15 protein-coding genes are annotated in these 18,227 nt (G+C 47.1%); 5 read left to right on the top strand and 10 right to left on the bottom strand.

Annotated elements, in window-relative coordinates; all coding sequences use genetic code 11:
* Nucleotides 1-2 precede the first annotated feature (2 nt).
* From sspA to zapE, 4 genes are all read right to left on the bottom strand, one after another.
* Nucleotides 3-632: a stringent starvation protein SspA gene (sspA, locus tag BMX14_RS00355; RefSeq protein WP_092671116.1), complete on the bottom strand. Its 630-nt coding sequence runs from the start codon at nucleotides 630-632 to the stop codon at nucleotides 3-5.
* Nucleotides 633-919: 287 nt separating this feature from the next.
* Nucleotides 920-1,312: a 30S ribosomal protein S9 gene (gene rpsI, locus BMX14_RS00350; protein ID WP_048911352.1), complete on the bottom strand. Its 393-nt coding sequence runs from the start codon at nucleotides 1,310-1,312 to the stop codon at nucleotides 920-922.
* 15 nt (nucleotides 1,313-1,327) lie between these two features.
* Complete coding sequence (gene rplM, locus BMX14_RS00345) at nucleotides 1,328-1,756, bottom strand: 50S ribosomal protein L13 (protein WP_048911351.1); 429 nt, start codon at nucleotides 1,754-1,756, stop codon at nucleotides 1,328-1,330.
* A gap of 238 nt (nucleotides 1,757-1,994) precedes the next feature.
* Complete coding sequence (zapE, locus tag BMX14_RS00340) at nucleotides 1,995-3,131, bottom strand: cell division protein ZapE (RefSeq protein WP_092671113.1); 1,137 nt, start codon at nucleotides 3,129-3,131, stop codon at nucleotides 1,995-1,997.
* A 199-nt stretch (nucleotides 3,132-3,330) separates the two neighbouring features.
* On the opposite strand from zapE, the gene zapG reads away from it, so the two are divergent.
* From zapG to argR, 4 genes are all read left to right on the top strand, one after another.
* Nucleotides 3,331-3,729, top strand: a complete 399-nt coding sequence (gene zapG / locus BMX14_RS00335) for a Z-ring associated protein ZapG (RefSeq protein WP_092671110.1) — start codon at nucleotides 3,331-3,333, stop codon at nucleotides 3,727-3,729.
* A 16-nt stretch (nucleotides 3,730-3,745) separates the two neighbouring features.
* A complete protein-coding gene (locus BMX14_RS00330) occupies nucleotides 3,746-5,119 on the top strand; it encodes a Do family serine endopeptidase (protein WP_092671107.1) in 1,374 nt (457 codons plus the stop codon).
* 84 nt (nucleotides 5,120-5,203) lie between these two features.
* Complete coding sequence (gene degS, locus BMX14_RS00325) at nucleotides 5,204-6,265, top strand: outer membrane-stress sensor serine endopeptidase DegS (protein WP_092671104.1); 1,062 nt, start codon at nucleotides 5,204-5,206, stop codon at nucleotides 6,263-6,265.
* Between the two features lie 269 nt (nucleotides 6,266-6,534).
* Nucleotides 6,535-7,005 carry a transcriptional regulator ArgR gene (gene argR / locus BMX14_RS00320; RefSeq protein WP_092671101.1) on the top strand — a complete coding sequence of 157 codons (471 nt, stop codon included), beginning with the start codon at nucleotides 6,535-6,537 and terminating at the stop codon, nucleotides 7,003-7,005.
* Nucleotides 7,006-7,061: 56 nt separating this feature from the next.
* On the opposite strand, the gene aaeB is transcribed toward argR, so the two are convergent.
* From aaeB to aaeX, 3 genes are read right to left on the bottom strand one after another with little or no spacing between them, the layout of a single operon-like run.
* Complete coding sequence (aaeB, locus tag BMX14_RS00315) at nucleotides 7,062-9,017, bottom strand: p-hydroxybenzoic acid efflux pump subunit AaeB (RefSeq protein WP_092671098.1); 1,956 nt, start codon at nucleotides 9,015-9,017, stop codon at nucleotides 7,062-7,064.
* Between the two features lie 12 nt (nucleotides 9,018-9,029).
* A complete protein-coding gene (gene aaeA / locus BMX14_RS00310) occupies nucleotides 9,030-9,962 on the bottom strand; it encodes a p-hydroxybenzoic acid efflux pump subunit AaeA (protein WP_092671095.1) in 933 nt (310 codons plus the stop codon).
* A gap of 7 nt (nucleotides 9,963-9,969) precedes the next feature.
* Nucleotides 9,970-10,173, bottom strand: a complete 204-nt coding sequence (aaeX, locus tag BMX14_RS00305; protein ID WP_048912810.1) for a p-hydroxybenzoic acid efflux pump operon protein AaeX — start codon at nucleotides 10,171-10,173, stop codon at nucleotides 9,970-9,972.
* Between the two features lie 265 nt (nucleotides 10,174-10,438).
* Between aaeX and aaeR the strand changes: the two genes are divergently transcribed.
* Nucleotides 10,439-11,359 (top strand): HTH-type transcriptional activator AaeR, encoded by a 921-nt coding sequence (gene aaeR, locus BMX14_RS00300; RefSeq protein ID WP_092671092.1) that lies wholly within the window; start codon nucleotides 10,439-10,441, stop codon nucleotides 11,357-11,359.
* Nucleotides 11,360-11,382: 23 nt separating this feature from the next.
* On the opposite strand, the gene tldD is transcribed toward aaeR, so the two are convergent.
* The 3 genes from tldD to rng are packed head-to-tail and all read right to left on the bottom strand — an operon-like array spanning nucleotide 11,383 to nucleotide 18,221.
* Nucleotides 11,383-12,828: a metalloprotease TldD gene (tldD, locus tag BMX14_RS00295; protein ID WP_092671089.1), complete on the bottom strand. Its 1,446-nt coding sequence runs from the start codon at nucleotides 12,826-12,828 to the stop codon at nucleotides 11,383-11,385.
* Between the two features lie 60 nt (nucleotides 12,829-12,888).
* Nucleotides 12,889-16,719, bottom strand: coding sequence for an AsmA2 domain-containing protein YhdP (yhdP, locus tag BMX14_RS00290; RefSeq protein ID WP_177173060.1), 3,831 nt, complete (start codon nucleotides 16,717-16,719; stop codon nucleotides 12,889-12,891).
* 32 nt (nucleotides 16,720-16,751) lie between these two features.
* On the bottom strand, nucleotides 16,752-18,221 hold the full coding sequence (gene rng, locus BMX14_RS00285) for a ribonuclease G (protein WP_092671083.1): 1,470 nt from the start codon (nucleotides 18,219-18,221) through the stop codon (nucleotides 16,752-16,754).
* Nucleotides 18,222-18,227: the final 6 nt, after the last annotated feature.

Below are 18,227 nucleotides of genomic sequence, written 5' to 3'. Positions count from 1 at the left end.
GATTAGAGACGCATTTCACGCTCAACTTCTGTAAGAGAAGCGAGGAACGAATCACGTTCAAAGACACGATTCATATAGCCTTTAAGATCTTTAGAGCCAGCTCCAGATAAATCAACGCCTAAAGAAGGTAAACGCCATAGCAGTGGAGCAAGATAACAATCGACCAAGCTGAATTCTTCGCTCAAGAAGTAAGGCGTGCGTGCGAATAATGGTGCGATTGCTAATAACTGCTCACGTAATTGTTTACGCGCATCATCCGCTTCTTCATTTGAACCCTGTTCAATCTTGAACAGCAGGCTATACCAATCTTGCTCAATACGATGCATCATCAAGCGGCTTTCACCGCGTGCAACGGGATAGACTGGCATTAATGGCGGATGCGGAAAACGCTCGTCCAAATATTCCATAATGATTTGTGATTGATATAACGTCAGCTCACGATCCACTAAGGTTGGAACAGTGCAATACGGATTTAGATCGATCAAGTCTTGTGGAAGATTTGACTTATCCACCTGTTCAATTTCTACACTCACACCTTTCTCAGCCAGTACAATACGTACCTGATGGCTATAGATATCAGTGGGTCCAGAAAACAGTGTCATTACCGAACGTTTGTTGGCAGCGACAGCCATGAAAACCTCCACATATACTTATAAGAGCTGCGATTAACCATCTCAATGACCGATGGCAGATAATAGACCATAAACTGCGCGATAGTTTACCAGAAATTGAAGCCTTTGTGGGCAACCTTTCGATTTTGCTGCGAATTCTGGTTACTTGAAGAGTTTTTGAGAGGAAAAAGTAACAATTGTCGCTAAACGGGTAAGCGTGATGACATGCTCAGCGCCCGCTTATCGGCAATAAAAAACCCGCCGGAGCGGGTTTTTTCGAAAAGACATCGCTGCAGAGCAGCCATGAATTAACGCTTAGAGAACTGTGGACGACGACGTGCTTTACGCAGACCGACTTTCTTACGTTCAACTTCACGCGCATCACGAGTAACAAAGCCCGCTTTACGTAGTTCAGAACGCAGAGATTCGTCATATTCCATCAGAGCGCGAGTGATACCGTGACGGATCGCTCCTGCTTGACCAGAAATACCACCACCTTTAACAGTGATGTACAGATCTAATTTACCAATCAAATCAACCAGTTCCAGAGGTTGACGCACGACCATGCGTGCAGTCTCACGACCGAAATATTGCTCTAAAGAGCGTTGGTTGATTACGATGTTTCCGCTACCCGGCTTGATAAAGACGCGTGCGGAAGAGCTTTTGCGGCGACCTGTGCCGTAGTTTTGAGTTTCAGCCATTGCCATTGATCCCGATTAAATGTCCAGAACTTGCGGTTGCTGTGCCGCATGGTTGTGCTCGTTGCCCGCGTAAACTTTCAGTTTACGGAACATTGCACGGCCCAGAGGGCCTTTCGGCAGCATGCCTTTTACCGCGGTTTCAATGACACGCTCAGGAGCACGAGCAATCATTTCTTCAAAGGTCGCTTGCTTGATACCACCGATGTGACCAGTGTGGCGATAGTAGATCTTGTCGCTACGTTTGTTACCTGTTACAGCAACTTTGTCAGCGTTAAGAACGATGATGTAATCACCAGTATCTACGTGCGGAGTGTATTCCGCTTTATGTTTACCACGCAGACGACGAGCCAGTTCAGTCGCTAAACGACCTAAGGTTTTGTCAGTTGCGTCAACAACATACCAGTCGCGTTTGACGGTTTCTGGTTTAGCTGTAAAAGTTTTCATCTAAAAGCTTACCCAAATATAAGTTACACGTTGGTGAAATCCCAAACGCTATTAACGGTTGAGGCTCACACGACCATTTTGCCAGTAAGCCTACCCCTTCGGATAGAACTACCGGAACACAAAGGTTTTTGGGAATAAAACCATTTGTTGTAACGTGGGGTCGCAAGATTATAAAGAAGTCGACATCAAAAATCGACCTCTTTTATCATTAATTCGCAACTCCACGAATATTTCTGCCTTACGGCAAATGAGGAAGACGCAAATACTCTTCGCTTTGCATCTCCTGAAGACGAGATAAGCAACGTTGGTATTCAAATTTCAATTGATTACCTTGATAGATAGCTTCCAACGCCACTTCCGCAGAAACGACAAGTTTAACATGTCTTTCGTAGAATTCATCTACCATTGCAAGAAATCGACGCGCATGGTCTTCAGTCTGGCTGGTTAAGGGTGGGACATCGAGCAATAGTACCGTATGAAACTGCTGAGAAAGCGCGATATAGTCATGTTGACTACGGTTTTCACCACACAACACGCTAAAACGAATCGCGAGAACACCCTCTGCTACGTGTTCCGTCTTCATCGCCCGGTGATTGATCTCCAATACCGGCGAAGGGGCCTGCACGAAATCAGTGCCTGATAGATTTTTAAATAATGCGCTAATGGCCGCATGCGTCTCGTCGTTGAGCGGCGATTTCCAAAGGTGAGCCGCTGTCAGGGCGCGTAAACGGTAATCTACCCCGGCATCAACATGCATCACTTGGCAATGTGTTTTTATTTGCTCAATCGCGGGTAAGAAGCGCGCTCGCTGTAATCCATTGCGATAAAGGTGATCAGGGGGGATATTCGAGGTCGCCACCAAGGTGATCCCTCGCTGAAACAGTGCTTCCATTAACGTACCCAGTAGCATCGCGTCGGTGATATCTGAAACAAAAAACTCATCAAAACAGAGCAGATCAGTCTGCTCACGAAAGCGTTCGGCAATAATAAGGAGTGGATCGCTATGCCCTTGAAGTTGGCTCAATTCCTCATGGACCCGCAACATAAAACGGTGGAAATGTAACCGTAACTTACGGTCGCCTGGAACGGATTGGTAAAACATATCCATAATCCAGGTTTTGCCGCGCCCTACTCCGCCCCACATATACAAGCCTTGAACCGGTTGTTCGCTGCTCTCACTGCGCTGGAAAATTTTTGAAAAGCGACCTAAAAGTCCTTTTTTATCCGTCGAGGTAGTGGTCGTTTGCTGACGGGCGATTAACGCTTTTTGGATCTTATCAAGCTCCGTTACCGCGGCTTTTTGTACATCGTCAGGCTGATAATCGCCTTGTTCAAGTGCTTGTAGGTAACGTGTCAGTGGAGAAATGGTTTGCATAGTGGGTACCGTTAAGATAGTCGAAGACGACAAACACAACATTGAAAACCGCTATACAGTACGCCAGGTTAACTCAGGATTCCACATCCTGAGCATTAACAGGTATAGTGAGGGAAACTATTTTCGACTAGCATCTTACTTAAAATGAGTAATTGCTTATCGTCTTCCCCTTAGAACAACGGATATTATGGGAGTCATTATGACCTGGGAATATGGGCTTATCGGATTAATTGTCGGCGTAATCGTTGGGGTTGTTATCACACGTTTTGGTAGCCGTAAACTGCGTGATCAACACGCGCTGCAGTACGAATTAGAAAAAACCAAAGATGAACTCAAAGAGTTAAAACAAGAACTAAATGGTCACTTTGTTCGCAGCGCTGAACTGCTTGAAAATATGTCACAAAATTATCAAGAGCTTTATCAACATATGTCGAGCACGACTAAAGAGCTGCTGCCTGAGCAAGCGGCACAGAGTAATCCGTTCATCTGGCAACAGAGTGCAAAAGATGCTGAATCTGAGAATGGATTAGCTGAAATGCCCCGGGATTATTCTGAAAAATCATCAGGCTTATTAAGAAGTTCTAACACCGAAAAATAATCGTTGAGGGTCAATGATGAAAAAAAATCGTACACCCTTGGCGCTAGCAATAGCGCTAAGTATGAGTTTGGGTATGGCCTATTTACCTGCTTCGTATGCGACGCTACCTGCTCAAGTGGGTGATCAACCTTTACCTTCGCTTGCGCCAATGCTTGCTAAAACGCTGCCTTCTGTCGTCAGCGTAAAAGTCAGCGGAACGACGACGGAAAGTCAAGATCAGCAACTTCCTGAACCGTTAAAACGCTTTCTTGGCCAGGCTCCGCAACCGCAACAGCCAACGCCGTTTCAAGGGTTAGGGTCAGGTGTCATCATTGACGCTAAAAACGGTTACATTCTTACCAACAACCATGTGGTTAACGGTGCAGATAAAATAACGGTTCAGCTAGGCGATGGGAATGAATACCCTGCGAAACTGGTTGGTCATGATAGCCAAACAGACATCGCCCTTATCCAAGTTAAGAATGCGAAAAATTTAGTCCAAATTAATATTGCGGATTCCGATACCTTACAAGTCGGTGATTTCGCGGTTGCTATCGGTAATCCTTACGGGCTAGGGCAGACAGCCACCTCTGGCATCATCTCTGCGCTAGGCCGCAGCGGCTTAAATATTGAAGGGTTAGAGAACTTTATTCAAACCGATGCAGCGATTAACCGCGGGAACTCGGGCGGTGCCTTAGTCAACCTGAGAGGTGAATTGGTGGGGATCAATACCGCTATTTTAGCCGCCAGTGGCGGAAATATTGGTATCGGCTTCGCTATCCCCTCCAATATGGCGATGAACCTTGCCCATCAGCTGATTAAGAACGGTAAAATTACTCGCGGCCAGCTTGGTCTGAAAGGCACTGAGATGTCCTCTGATATGGCGAAAGCTTTCCATGTCGACGTGCAGCGTGGAGCATTCGTTGCAGAAGTATTACCGAATTCTGCCGCAGCAAAAGCGGGGATCAAGGCTGGCGACATCATTACTGGCTTAAACGGTAAACCTATCACCAGTTTCGCCGAGCTTCGCGTGAAAGTCGGTACCAGCGCGCCAGGCGATAAAGTCATGTTGACCTTATTGCGCGACGGTAAATCGATCAATGCCGAAGTCACTTTAGAGCAAAGTGCCCCCGAAGTCGTCCCTACCACCATTGATCTCCCAGCTTTACAAGGTGCAGCGTTCAGCGATGGAACGACACTGAGTAAAGCGAAAGGCGTCAAAGTAGACAGCGTTACCCCGTCTAGCCCTGCTCAGCAAATCGGTTTGCACGCTGGGGACGTCATCACGGCCATTAACCGCCAACGGGTTGATTCTCTCGATGCGATGAGTAAGATTTTAGCGACCAAACCTCCGGTTATCGCCATGAGTGTTATGCGTGGTAAAGACAATCTGTTTTTACTTCTTCGCTAACCCCAATAAGGATAGGTACAGAGGTGCGTACCTATCCTTCTCATGGTATTCTGCAGCAACCTCTCCCTTGGCAACTAAATTAGCATGTTATTTAAATTACTTCGTTCAGCGCTTATCGGCCTTGTTGTCGCCATAATTCTACTTCTCGGTATGCATTTTATGCGTAACGGTGGCGCACTATTTTCGAATAACGAGGCACCTGCTAATACCCAAGAATCTGTGTTCAGTTTCAGCCAAGGAGTGCGTCGAGCCGCTCCAGCGGTGGTCAATGTCTACAACCGCAATTCACAGACGCAAGGTAAAAGAGACTTCACTACCTTAGGGTCGGGAGTGATAATGAACCAACGTGGCTATATTCTGACGAATCGCCACGTTATCAGTAATGCCGATCAGATTATCGTGGCTTTACAAGATGGACGTTTTTACGAAGCAACTTTAGTCGGTTCTGATGCGATGACCGATCTCGCTGTACTTAAAATCTCTGCGCCGAGCTTGCCCATTATCCCGATTAATGACGAACGTAATCCGCATATTGGTGATGTCGTCATGGCGATAGGTAATCCCTATAATCTCGGACAGACCGTAACCCAAGGGATCATTAGCGCCACAGGCCGTGTTGGCCTGAGTTCTTCCGGACGCCAAAACTTCCTGCAAACCGATGCCTCGATTAACCAAGGTAACTCGGGGGGAGCATTGATAAACTCATTGGGTGAACTGATGGGAATCAATACACTTACCTTCGATAAGAGCAATGATGGTGAAACACCTGAAGGAATTGGTTTTGCCATCCCAACCCCGCTAGCGATTAAGATCATGAATAAACTTATTCGTGATGGTCGGGTTATCCGCGGCTTTATCGGGATTACTGGTCGTGAAATTCCCCCGATGCATGAACAAGGGAATAGCTATGAAAAATTACAAGGCATTATTGTTACCAAAGTGACAGGTCCGGCCGAGTTAGCGGGAATTAAGCCGAATGATCTTCTGCTGAGTGTGAATAACAAGCCCGCCGTTTCCGCACAGGAGACCATGGACCAAGTAGCAGAAATTCGCCCCGGTTCCGTTATTGACGTACAAATCCTTAGACAAGGTCAGAAAAAAATCCTGCCCGTGACGATTCAAGAGTTTCCTCAGGATAGTAATTAATTATCGCCCTCAGTCATCGCGCGTTTTATGAATAATCAGTCGGTTTACTGAGGGCGCTGATTTGAACGGCTACCGTGCTTTCACATGTAAAGCGATCGGTCACTGTAGTATTCAACCCTATTTTTATTTATAGAGAGAATATAATCCGTAGGTATTATCATTTATTAAGATTAATTCTCTATAAGCTATTTTTCACTGCACAGAGATTATTGAATAAAAATGCAGCAAGATGCATAATAATCTCACTTCCCCTATTTCAAAGGTTTTTTATGCGAACCCCTTCTAAACAAGATGATCTGGTACGAGCCTTTAAGGCGCTTCTTAAAGAAGAAAAATTTAGCTCTCAAAGTGAAATTGTTCATGCCCTGCAAGAAGATGGTTTTCAGAATATCAACCAATCGAAAGTGTCACGTATGCTGACGAAATTTGGTGCGGTAAGAACCCGTAATGCCAAGATGGAAATGGTTTACTGCTTACCCGCTGAATTAGGCGTTCCGACCACTAGCAGCCCACTGAAAAACTTAGTGACAGATATTGACTACAATGACGCATTAGTCGTCATTCGTACCAGCCCGGGGGCCGCGCAGCTGATTGCTCGTTTATTAGATTCGTTAGGTAAGTCAGAGGGGATCCTAGGGACGATTGCCGGTGATGATACGATTTTTATTACGCCTTCCCGCGGCTTTACCGTGAAAAAACTCCATACCGTGGTACTGACTCTTTTCGAACAAGAGCTTTAACCTGTGTGGGAGTTGCGAAACTGGCAGACAACCTTAGGCGACTGCCAGTTGTTGGGTTAGATGTTGATCATCGTGGATTGGTAACGGGTTAAAATATCCGTTAAGCGGCGAACCGACTCTTGCATAGAAATAGAAGCCTGATACTCACTCAGTAATTGTTCGTAATCCGTTAACTCTTTGAGCAACCTTGTATAGTAATACTCTTTCTTTTCGACACTGTGCGCGGCTATCACCTCATCGCCCGTTAACCTGAGTTGCTGATGGAAATGAGATAATACGGGATTAGGTGGTATCGCGAAGCTGCGCAGCCGCTGCTGGCTAATAATCAGTGTTAGCGCTAATCGGTATTTATTCAGATCCCCTGGAAACATATTGAGCAACATAAACAGCTGTTGATAGAGTGCTGGCAGATGGTTTTCTCTACGACGAGAAGGATTGGTCGTCAATGACGCAACGGCGGCATACATCAAACGGTTAAGTATTTTTCGTCCCGTCTTCGCTTTTGATTTATCCCTAATCAGTAGTATCACCATCAAGGATAAGAAACACCCAATCACTTGGCCCAAAGCGTTTTCCAAAAAGGACTCAATCGGAAAGGTAATAGGGTTACTCAACACAATAACATTCAGAGTACCAATGAATCCCCCCAATGCTCCAACTTGGCGACGCTGGATCAGCACACCCGCAACAAAAGCTAAGGCACCGATGATGAGACAGAGTAAGAAAATACTCTGTTGAGTATTGGGCATTAAATAAGCGTAATATAGTAAACCAATGGGGAACGCTGCGGTCATCCCGTAGAGGAAATCTTTTGCCATCATCAAGGGGTTGGGAATTCGCATCGCTAACGCAGTAACCACTGCCAACATAATCATACAACCACTTCCCGCGTTCCAGCCGGAGTAGAGCCAGAATAACACCCCAGAAAACGTTGCAACGAAGGTACGAATACCGTTAATCATCGCATGATGGGTTTCTGCTGACTTTGGTGCCACGATGACCTCGCGGCGAAGGATGGCCTCTTCAGTACCATTGATTTTAACGTTACTACGGATCCCTTTCGATAATAAGAGGTATTCCGATGCGGCACTCACCCAGGTCGAGAGCGCTAAAGGAACGGACTCCGCCGGATACTCATTGAAAAGCTTACGTAACTCACGGACTTTAGTCCGCAAGTCGCCAATCGTCTCAACTTTCTGCTCGATCACTTCTACAAAAGCACTGGAAAGATATTCAGGGTGCGCCTGAAGATTTAAATAGGTTTCCGTGGAATGGGTAATCATCGTTAAGGAGAGGGTGTTTAGCATTTTTAGCCGACGGCTACTATTTTGCCAATGCGACGATTCCATTTTTAACTGGCTACGCATTCCGCTAAAGGCGCTACTGCGTGCCACCAAGCTACTCCAAGCTTTATCAACGTCTTCTTTCTCGCCTAGCCCCACACACAATTGTAGGAGTTGATATTGCGCTAACAGCAGTTGGTCAACTTCTTGGTCGATCACCCGTTTGATAGAACGCGGAGAGAAAAAGGTGTCTGCTAAAATCGCACAGATAATGCCGATAAAAATCTCGCTACAGCGTTCAACCGCTAACCGAGGCATTAGCTCCATGGAACCTGAAGCGTTCGAAGAAATAATGATAATTAACGCGGTATAGCCAGCCAAGCCAAAAGCGTACGAGTTATCCACTTTGACCAGCGACGAGATCCATACACAAAAGCCTGCCCAGAGACAGCTAAGAAACAGCATAATCATCGGCGCTCTAATCGTCGTCATCACGATTGCCAACGCCGCGATACAGCCTAAGAAGGTACCGATTATACGTAATAATCCACGGTAACGTAGTGCGCCGGAATAAGGATCCCCCCCGGCAGCAAACGCTTGCCCACCGGCAACAATACCGGCGGTCATTACCGCCCAACGTGGGGTTTCTAAATTAAAATAGAACCCCAGCAACATCGCTAATAGAACAGCAAAGGTTAATTTAACTGGGAAGCGTAAGAACTGAATCATACCGCCTCCAGATTATCCAAATTCGCGAAGTCGATTAGTCAACTTTTCCAAAGGAGAAGGTTCACGATCTTGACGATCTTTTTCGCCTGTAATGATCACTGTTGCCGTCGTTCCTGCTGGAAAACGATTACCGACTTGTTCATCAAGATGGATGCGGACCGGTACACGCTGTGCTAGACGGACCCATTCCAAGTTAGAATCAATATTAGCCATCCCTTTACTATCATTACTGCTACTACTATTGGTGACGCCAGCGGCGACACTTTCCACCGTACCCCGCAGTGTTAAATTACTTCCCAGTGGGGTAATTTCTGCACGTAGGCCCCGGCGTACCGCATGAAGCTTCGTCTCTTCAAGATAGGCCGTGACATAGAAGGTGTGATCTTTCACTAATGCTACCGCAACTGAACCACGGTTAATAAATTCGCCACCATAAACATTTAAGTTAGTGACCCAGCCATCGGCAGGGGCTTTAACCGTTGCACGCACCAGGTCGAGCTGAGCGAGATCCCGTGCTGCAGTAGCTTTCGCTAGCTGATGTTCACTGGTTTGCAGATCATTATTCGCTTGCTCAACGGCTTCGCGTGATAACGCCACGGTACTCAGTTGATTACGCCGTGCCGCTTCACGTCGTTTTTCGGCGACGACCGCTTGGTAGTAATCGACGTCGGCTTGTGCTTCATCTAAGGCTTCTTTAAAGCGCGGTCGGTCGATTTCAAACAGTATCTCGCCTTGCTTAACATACTGGTTATCATGAACATTCACTTGTGTGATCAGACCCGTAACGTCGGGCGCAATAGCGACCACATCAGCGGAAAATTTTGCGTCACGTGTCCAAGGGGATTCGGTGTAATACACCCATGTACGAAAAACAATCACAATGGCAATAATCACTAGCACAAAGGTAATCGCGTAGCGGGCCACTTTTTTTATTAACGTTTTCACTGAAACCTCAGACTATTAAACTCGAAACGAGATAAAACACACAGCAGTAAAGGGCGGTATTAACCAATGCGGGGTGCCAAACCAGATCGTAGATACCCGTTGGTGTAAGCACTTTTTTCACTAGCCAAAACACAATGAGAGATAAGATAAGCTCAACAAAAATGGGTGGAAATGAGAGCCCAAATATCACCAAAACTGGATGCACACTCATGTAAAATCCTTTAACACATTAGCCAGCGAGCCACTCGGCATGGGTTACTGGAAAGCTTTAAGATCCATAATGGCGACTTACTTGGTTAAAAGGTAACGTAAACTGTACCATTGCCCCTCGGGGACCGAACCAAAAAATCACTAAAGATAGAGACGACGATGCGAGAATAGAGAAATAAACTCCTATTTATAGCGCTATAGTAACGTGTCTTTGCGATCATTTTCTATATTTTGTGAACTAAATCACTTTTAACTCAGAGTTAATAATGGAACGATTAAAACGAATGGCTGTGTTTGCCAAAGTTGTTGAACAAGGCTCATTTACCGCCGTTGCACAGCAAATGCAGGTCAGCGTTTCTTCAATCTCACAGACCATTTCCCGATTAGAAGATGAGCTGAATATTAAGCTACTCAATCGCAGTACGCGGCGTATCGGCATGACCGAAGCGGGAAAAATTTATTACTTGGGTTGTCAACGAATGCTTAACGAGGCCACCCGCGTTCACGAGCAGCTCTTTGAGTTTAACAATACGCCAGTGGGCACATTACGTATTGGCTCGAGTACCACGATGGCACAAAATGTTCTCGCGCCTATCGCGATGAAATTATTAGCCGATTACCCTGGGCTGGAGATCGATCTGATCACCGATAACCCTACCCCCGATTTGATTACTCATGGACTGGATCTGGTACTAAGAACCGGACACCTAGAAAATTCTACGCTTTTCTCTCGTCAGATCGGCGCGATGCCGATGGTGATTTGCGCCAGTAAAGAGTATCTCAGCCAAGTATCGCTCCCCACCCATCATAGTGAGCTGGCATCACTGTGCTGGCTAGAGTACACCTTGTCGCCTTATAATGAGATGGAGCTCACCGCTCCAGATGGCGAACAGATTCATCTTTCTCTCCGCGGGCGTTTCGCCACCAATGATCCACAAACCTTGGTGCATTGGCTTAAATCAGGAGCCGGCATCGCTTATATGCCGATGATGTGGATAATGGATGAGGTTAAACAGGGGAACATCAGTATATTACTGCCCGACTACAGTTCGAAGCCACGTCCTGTCCATGCGCTGTACACAGAAAAAGACAAATTACCGCTAAAAGTCCAAATCTGCTTATCTTTACTCGCTGACTATTTTAAAGAAATGGAAACGCGCTACGAACTCTTTTTAAGTAAAAGGTAGCTTTAGGCTACCTTTTAAATTGCTTAGGCCGTGCCACCCACCGTCAAACGGTCGAGTTTCAAGGTCGGTTGGCCGACGCCGACTGGGACACTTTGTCCCTCTTTACCACAGACGCCAACGCCTTTATCAAGAGCAAGATCGTTACCGACCATCGAGATTTGCTGCATCGCTTCAATCCCTGAACCAATCAAGGTAGCCCCTTTAACTGGAGAGGTTATCTTCCCTTTTTCGATTAGGTACGCTTCTGACGTCGAGAATACGAATTTGCCCGATGTAATATCGACTTGACCGCCACCAAAATTAGGCGCGTAAATACCGTAGTCGACACTTTCAATAATCTCTTGCGGAGTCGATTTACCCGCTAACATATAGGTATTGGTCATTCTTGGCATAGGAAGATGCGCATAAGACTCTCGACGACCATTCCCGGTCGGTGGAAGCCCCATCAGGCGCGCATTCAGTTTATCTTGAATGAAGCCTTTCAAGATGCCCTTTTCAATCAGTACATTGTATTGGCCGGGAACCCCTTCGTCATCGATAGCGATCGAGCCACGTAAGCCATCCAAGGTACCATCATCCACGACGGTACACAGTTCTGACGCTACCGACTGCCCCATTTGGCCGCTGAACATCGACGTACCACGACGGTTAAAATCCCCTTCTAAACCATGACCTACGGCTTCGTGGAGTAACACACCCGGCCAGCCAGCACCGAGAACCACTGGCAGCGTACCTGCCGGCGCTGCGACAGCAGAAAGATTGACCAATGCCATCCTTACCGCTTCCTTCGCCCAGCCGTCACAGCGCGTCTCGCCCTGTTCATCAAGTAAGAAGAACTCATAGCCCGTCCGTCCACCCCCGCCACATGAACCATGTTCGCGCTTCCCTTGATCCTCAACCTGTACGCTAATCGATAAGCGTACTAGGGGCCGAATATCTGCTGCAAACGTACCGTCTGTCGCGGCGATCAGGACTTCTTCGTAAACGCCAGATAAGTGAGCGCTTACCTCTTGAACTCGTGGGTCTGCATCACGCGCAACGCGGTTTACTCGGTGTAACAGGGCGATTTTATCTTCACGAGTTAAGCTGTCTAATGGGTTAATCGCAGCATATAACGCCTTGTGTTCAACCGCAGCTAAGGTCCGTACTTTGCCATCACCTTGCTCTTGAACGATACTGCGTGCGGCGCCGGCACTTTGCTCAAGGGCCTTTAACGTCAGTTGGTCCGCGTAAGCAAAACCGGTCTTCTCGCCGCTAACGGCACGGATCCCTACGCCTTGGTCAATATGCCAAGACCCTTCTTTAATAATGTTATCTTCAAGTCCCCACGATTCATGCATGCTGGACTGAAAATAGAGATCACCGTAGTCCAAATGGCGCTCTGAAAGCTGGCTGAGTACGCGTGAAAGATCATCGTGCGTAATTGTATTTTGAGTTAGTAAATGCTCGCTAACCAGGTTCAGTTTCATAAGTTCTCACTTTTAATTTGCGCCATCGAGGTAATTACTCATTATGGCTTTTTTCATTCTTTACTTACGCAGGACTTCTTTGACGTCCGGTTTGTCTATGGGTCCAGTGATACTGTAACGTAATAAGGATATTTTACTCCAGATCGGGGACAATACTTTACTTGCCACAACGACTGAAGCGCCCACAATAGGATTGATTGCGAAGGCCGCCGCAACGCCAACCGGCACTGAAATTTCAGGCGCAACCGTTGCTAAGAGATCGAACTGACGGTTAGTGAAATTCACCTCCCCACGCATACCAATATCCGCTTCTAATCCATCAATATTGAGATTTTCAGTATGTAAAATCCCCTTATCCAACCAAGCTGTTCCTGTAATGCTGTCATAATAGAAGCCGCTATCTAATGTGCCTCTAAAATCCAAACTGACTTTGCGTAGTAGCGCATCGAGGCTTAGTAAACGTAATACTTGCCCAGCCGTGCCAGTCTCTATATGGCGGAACGACCCCTTACCTGCATTCAGTGTCAGTAATCCGCTCAACGTCTTAATAGAGGGCCGCCAAGGAACATCTTTCCAATGCAAATCGTAACCAAGATGCAGCGGGGTATCACTCACGGGAACCTCGACACCAAACCAATGGGCGGCATCCTCAACGTTATCGGTACGTAAGTGACCTTTAAGGGCCGTGCGTTCTTGTCCAGGAACATTACTCCACTCACCCATCACGGATAATCGACTACGCCCCGTGTCGACCGTCCCCTCGCGTAGGGTTAGGGTTTGCTGGTTAACGCTAAATTTACCCTTAATTTGGCCAAAGTTCTGCCCCGCAAACCAACAGGAGGAACAGGTCGCATCCAGTTTTGGCCATTGGCTGAAATCAATATGATTATCTTGTATCGATTCTGCAACCTGTTGTCCCGTGCGGCTAGCGGAGAACTGTGGATTATAATAGAGGTAATCCATATTAAGCAGCCAAGGCTGCCCCGGCCTAATCTGGAGGTTACCTCTCGCCTCATCACTGTTCAGCGATAGAAGGGGTTGTGATAGCAACTGTTGACCCTTAAGGCTGAGGTTACGCCATTGCTGCCCATAAAGGGTTAACGCTGGGGTTGTTACCTGCAGTGTTGTAGGCAGCTCAACGGGAATCGCCGTTCGCCAATCTTGTGCTGCCGGGGGATGCTGCGCCGTTTTTTTCGCTGAGCTTGACGTGGCCGAAGGGAGATTCTGTAATGTCGCCATCAGCTTATCACCCTCGAGGGCCGGTAACCGAATATCCATCATCGACTGCATGGGTAATGATGGATGCTCATCGGCCTGACTGGTCCACTGTCCTTTTTCGAGCGCCAATTTAGGTGACAGCTTCCACTGCGTGGTAAACCGTTGCTGGTTATCAATCACGCCCGACACTTGCAGTGTTGATAAATTACCTGTGGCATCAACAGAGAGTGGAAAAGGTTTATTTTGGACGCCTAATGCATCGGGCAGTTTACCGCTGACCTGTGTTGCGTCACTGACCACCTTAACCCGATAAGTGGCCCCACCCTGGTGAGGAAGTGCTATCGCAACTTGGCTATGCCAAGGTAACCGCCCGATTAACTGCTGATGCAACGTTTTTGGGAAGGCATTAATTTTCTCTAAAGCCCAATCTCCACTGGCCTGAACATCAATCGCAAACTGTTGTGCTTGTTCTTCCGTAGAGAAATTCACCTTGATCGGCTGCCCAAACCATCGGGCCGATATCGGGGTACTCTGCAAGCGCCCATTATTGTAAGTAAACCGACCCGTCACGCCTTTCATTTGCGTTTGCAGTGGCACAATGGTTAATTGATTATTTTTTAAGTTAACATCCCCCTTCGCGATGACTTCTTTGCCATCCAAAGGAATCGTTAACCCTAAATGCCCGTATACTTCCCCATCAACCTTAAGTTGGTCTAATGCACTGCCAACACTCTTCGCTAAAGGCGTCTGTTTCATATAACGGTGAATATCGTCCCCTTGCCCCCGAATATCACCCTCTATTAGCAGTTGTTCTTTATGATAATCGGGGATATCGGCCGTTACCTGTGTGACGGGAACATTCCCTAAACGGATTGCATCGGCCTTCATCCATAGTCCGTTATTGACAAAGTTAAGATCAATATCGAGAGGCGACAACGCAGGCCATCCAGGCTGAAAAGCAAATTTCGCTTGTTTCAACGGCACGGTGACTTGGAATGTCCCTTCGTTATGAGTAAACGGAAACTGATGAGGATTCCCCGCGAAGACCAAAGTAGCATCCTTTGCCTTGCCGCCTTGAATTGCGGTACTCAGATAATGCACTAAGCCTTTCGGCATGATTTTTATGGGGAAATAGCGCCAAGCATCGGCGCCATCTGTTGCGTTAATCCCCGCTAGAATCTGTAGATTTGGCGGACGGTGTTCCGACTGTTGATAGGAAAAATCACCCTTAGCGGCGACAGATTTCGCGCTGACGTCGATATCCTGTCCTGAAAGGGCAAGATTATCATTATCCCGCTTCCACGAAAAAATACCGGCAAAATGGTTAAGTTCGAGGGGAGCCTGCAATTGCCCCTGAGACGCTAAGGTTTGTGGGCCTAATTCGAGTACTGATTCACCTTGTGCCATCCCCCCGGTCAACGAGCCAGAAAATCCGATGACCGCAGGCAGCTTCTGAAAGGCTTGCCAACTCAACTGCTGCCACTGCGCAGCAATACGGGTCTGCTTCATATCTTGTAGGGGGATATCGGCAGCAAGGCGGGTAACACGCCCTTGGGGATTGGCCTGCTGCCAAAATTTGGCATAAGTAGACTGTAAGGGAGAGAGCAAGGGCACCAGCGGGGTAAGCCGTGCGAGTTCGATATTGGCTGCACGAACGCGGATCGCTGAATTTTCTGCCGGCAACCAAGGCTGTTTACTGTCAGCTTGCCAATTTAGGGCTAAGCTGCCTCGTGGCCAGCGCGTATTGTCGATAGTGATCCCCGTATCGGGAAGCGTTAATACAAAACCTTTACCGACGCGTGATAACTTAGCCGACAGCTGCGTCAGCGTTAACTGATGAGCTGCTTGATTGGCTTCTTGCCACTCAGCATCACCACGATTAATGATCACCTCGCCAGAGGATAGCGACCCCTCTGCCATGTTCAGCCAAACCATCAAACTAAGGTGGGCTTTTTTTAAGTTGGTATTCTTATTGACCCAATTGCCTAACCAAGGTTTGGCGTCAATATCATCCACTTTGATCCAGATAGTGCCTTTATCCAGTAACTGCTGTTTATCCTGCAAGTTGACCCGTAATTGAGCGGTACCATGTTGGCCGGTAAAGCTGCTCAGGTTCACTAAACCTTCTGCTCGGTGTAATTTCCCCTCATTAAACCAGGTCAATGTTGGGATATTCAGCGTCACACGCTGTCCTGAAGGAGAAGGGAAATCGATCGTACTTTCGCGAAGAATAAAATGGTCGAAGCGCTGCAAAAAGAGATTCTTCACTTTATTACTGTCGTAACCGTTATGCGGTGAGGACCCTTTTTCTGGGAACTGCTGCACAAAGAAATGGAGCTGCCAGAAGGTCAGGTCACGAAATTGCAAGTTAGCATGAAGCAGTGACTGCCAGATATCTAAGGCTAGTGTGACTCTCTTTATCTGTAATTTACCGCCATCGGCTAACTCAGCAGAAAAATTATCGACATTGAGTGTGGGGCCAAAACTCTTCCACTCACCTTGGAGTTTATCGGCTGAGAAGTGAATACCTGTTGCGGCAGAAGCCGCACTGAGCAGTTGTGAACGATAAGGGTCCATGTAAGGCATAGCTAAGCGTAAGGCCGTCACAAAAAGTGCAGCAATTACAATCAGCGCGGTAATTATCCGTAATGTCCATTGCGATAGCCTACTCACTGTCCCCTCACTCCACGATCCATCGACTGCAATTACATGAGTACTACATCAAACTGCTCTTGAGTATAGAGGGGTTCGACTTGTACTTTGACCTGTTTACCTAAAAATATTTCGACTTCCGCCAAAGCGTGGGCTTCTTCATTCTTCAACGCCTCGCAGACTATCGGCGACGCATAGACTAAATAGCTGTCCGAATCGTAACTGTGATGTACACGCACAATCTCGCGCATGATCTCATAGCAAACCGTATCGGCGGTTTTGACACTGCCGCGTCCTTGGCAGGTCGGGCATTTGCCACACAAAATATGTTCCAGGCTTTCGCGGGTACGCTTACGCGTCATCTCCACCAGCCCTAATGATGAGAAACCGTTGATACTGCTTTTGACTCTATCCTTACTCATCGCGATTTCTAACGTTTGCAACACTCGGCGACGATGCTCTTCATTACTCATATCAATAAAATCGATGATGATAATGCCGCCTAAATTCCGCAATCGAAGTTGTCGGGCAATGACTTGTGTGGCTTCAATATTCGTGTTGAAAATCGTTTCTTCCAAATTACGATGCCCTACAAACGCCCCAGTATTAATATCGACCGTAGTCATGGCCTCTGTCTGGTCGATAATAAGATAGCCGCCAGACTTCAACGCTACTTTTCGTTCCATAGCTCGGTGAATTTCGTTCTCGACATCAAACAGATCGAAAATAGACTGCTTACCGCTATAGTGCTCAAGTTTTTCGGTCAGTTCAGGCACATATTCGGCGGTAAATTCTAACAACTTTTCATAGGTGGCTTTAGAATCGACACGAATATGATCGAGAGGGGCCTCAACGAAATCGCGCAATACTCGCGCCGCTAACGCAATCTCACCATAAAGCTTGATCCGTGTCTGATTTCGCTTCTTACGCTTGCATACCTTAGCCCACAGACGCTTTAGAAATGCGGCATCTCGCGCCAGCTCAGTATCACTGATCCCTTCTGCTGCGGTACGGATAATAAATCCACCTTGTTCATCACAATATTGATGAACCGCCTGCTTGAGGCGCGCACGTTCCGACTCACTCTCAATACGTTGTGAAACCCCTACATGGGATGCCCCAGGCATAAAAACCAGATAGCGGGAAGGCAGCGTGATATCTGTCGTCAGCCTAGCCCCTTTGGTTCCTAGAGGATCTTTAACCACTTGTACCATCAAATCTTGGCCTGGCCGAACTAATTCAGAAATATTTTTAACATGAAATTTCTTCTGCTCTTCTCCCGCCACACATTCAGTATGTGGCACGATATCGGAAGCATGAAGAAACGCAGATTTATCTAAGCCAATATCGACAAAGGCCGCTTGCATTCCAGGCAGTACACGGCTCACGCGACCTTTGTAGATATTTCCGACGATCCCTCTTTTCGCTTCTCGCTCAATATGAATTTCTTGCAAAATCCCGTTATCAAGGTAAGCAACACGTGTTTCAGAAGGCGTAACATTGATGAGCAGCTCAGCAGTCATTAACAC

This window comes from Rosenbergiella nectarea, from assembly GCF_900111105.1.
Classification (GTDB): domain Bacteria; phylum Pseudomonadota; class Gammaproteobacteria; order Enterobacterales; family Enterobacteriaceae; genus Rosenbergiella; species Rosenbergiella nectarea.
This window is presented reverse-complemented; position numbering and strand designations above follow the sequence as displayed.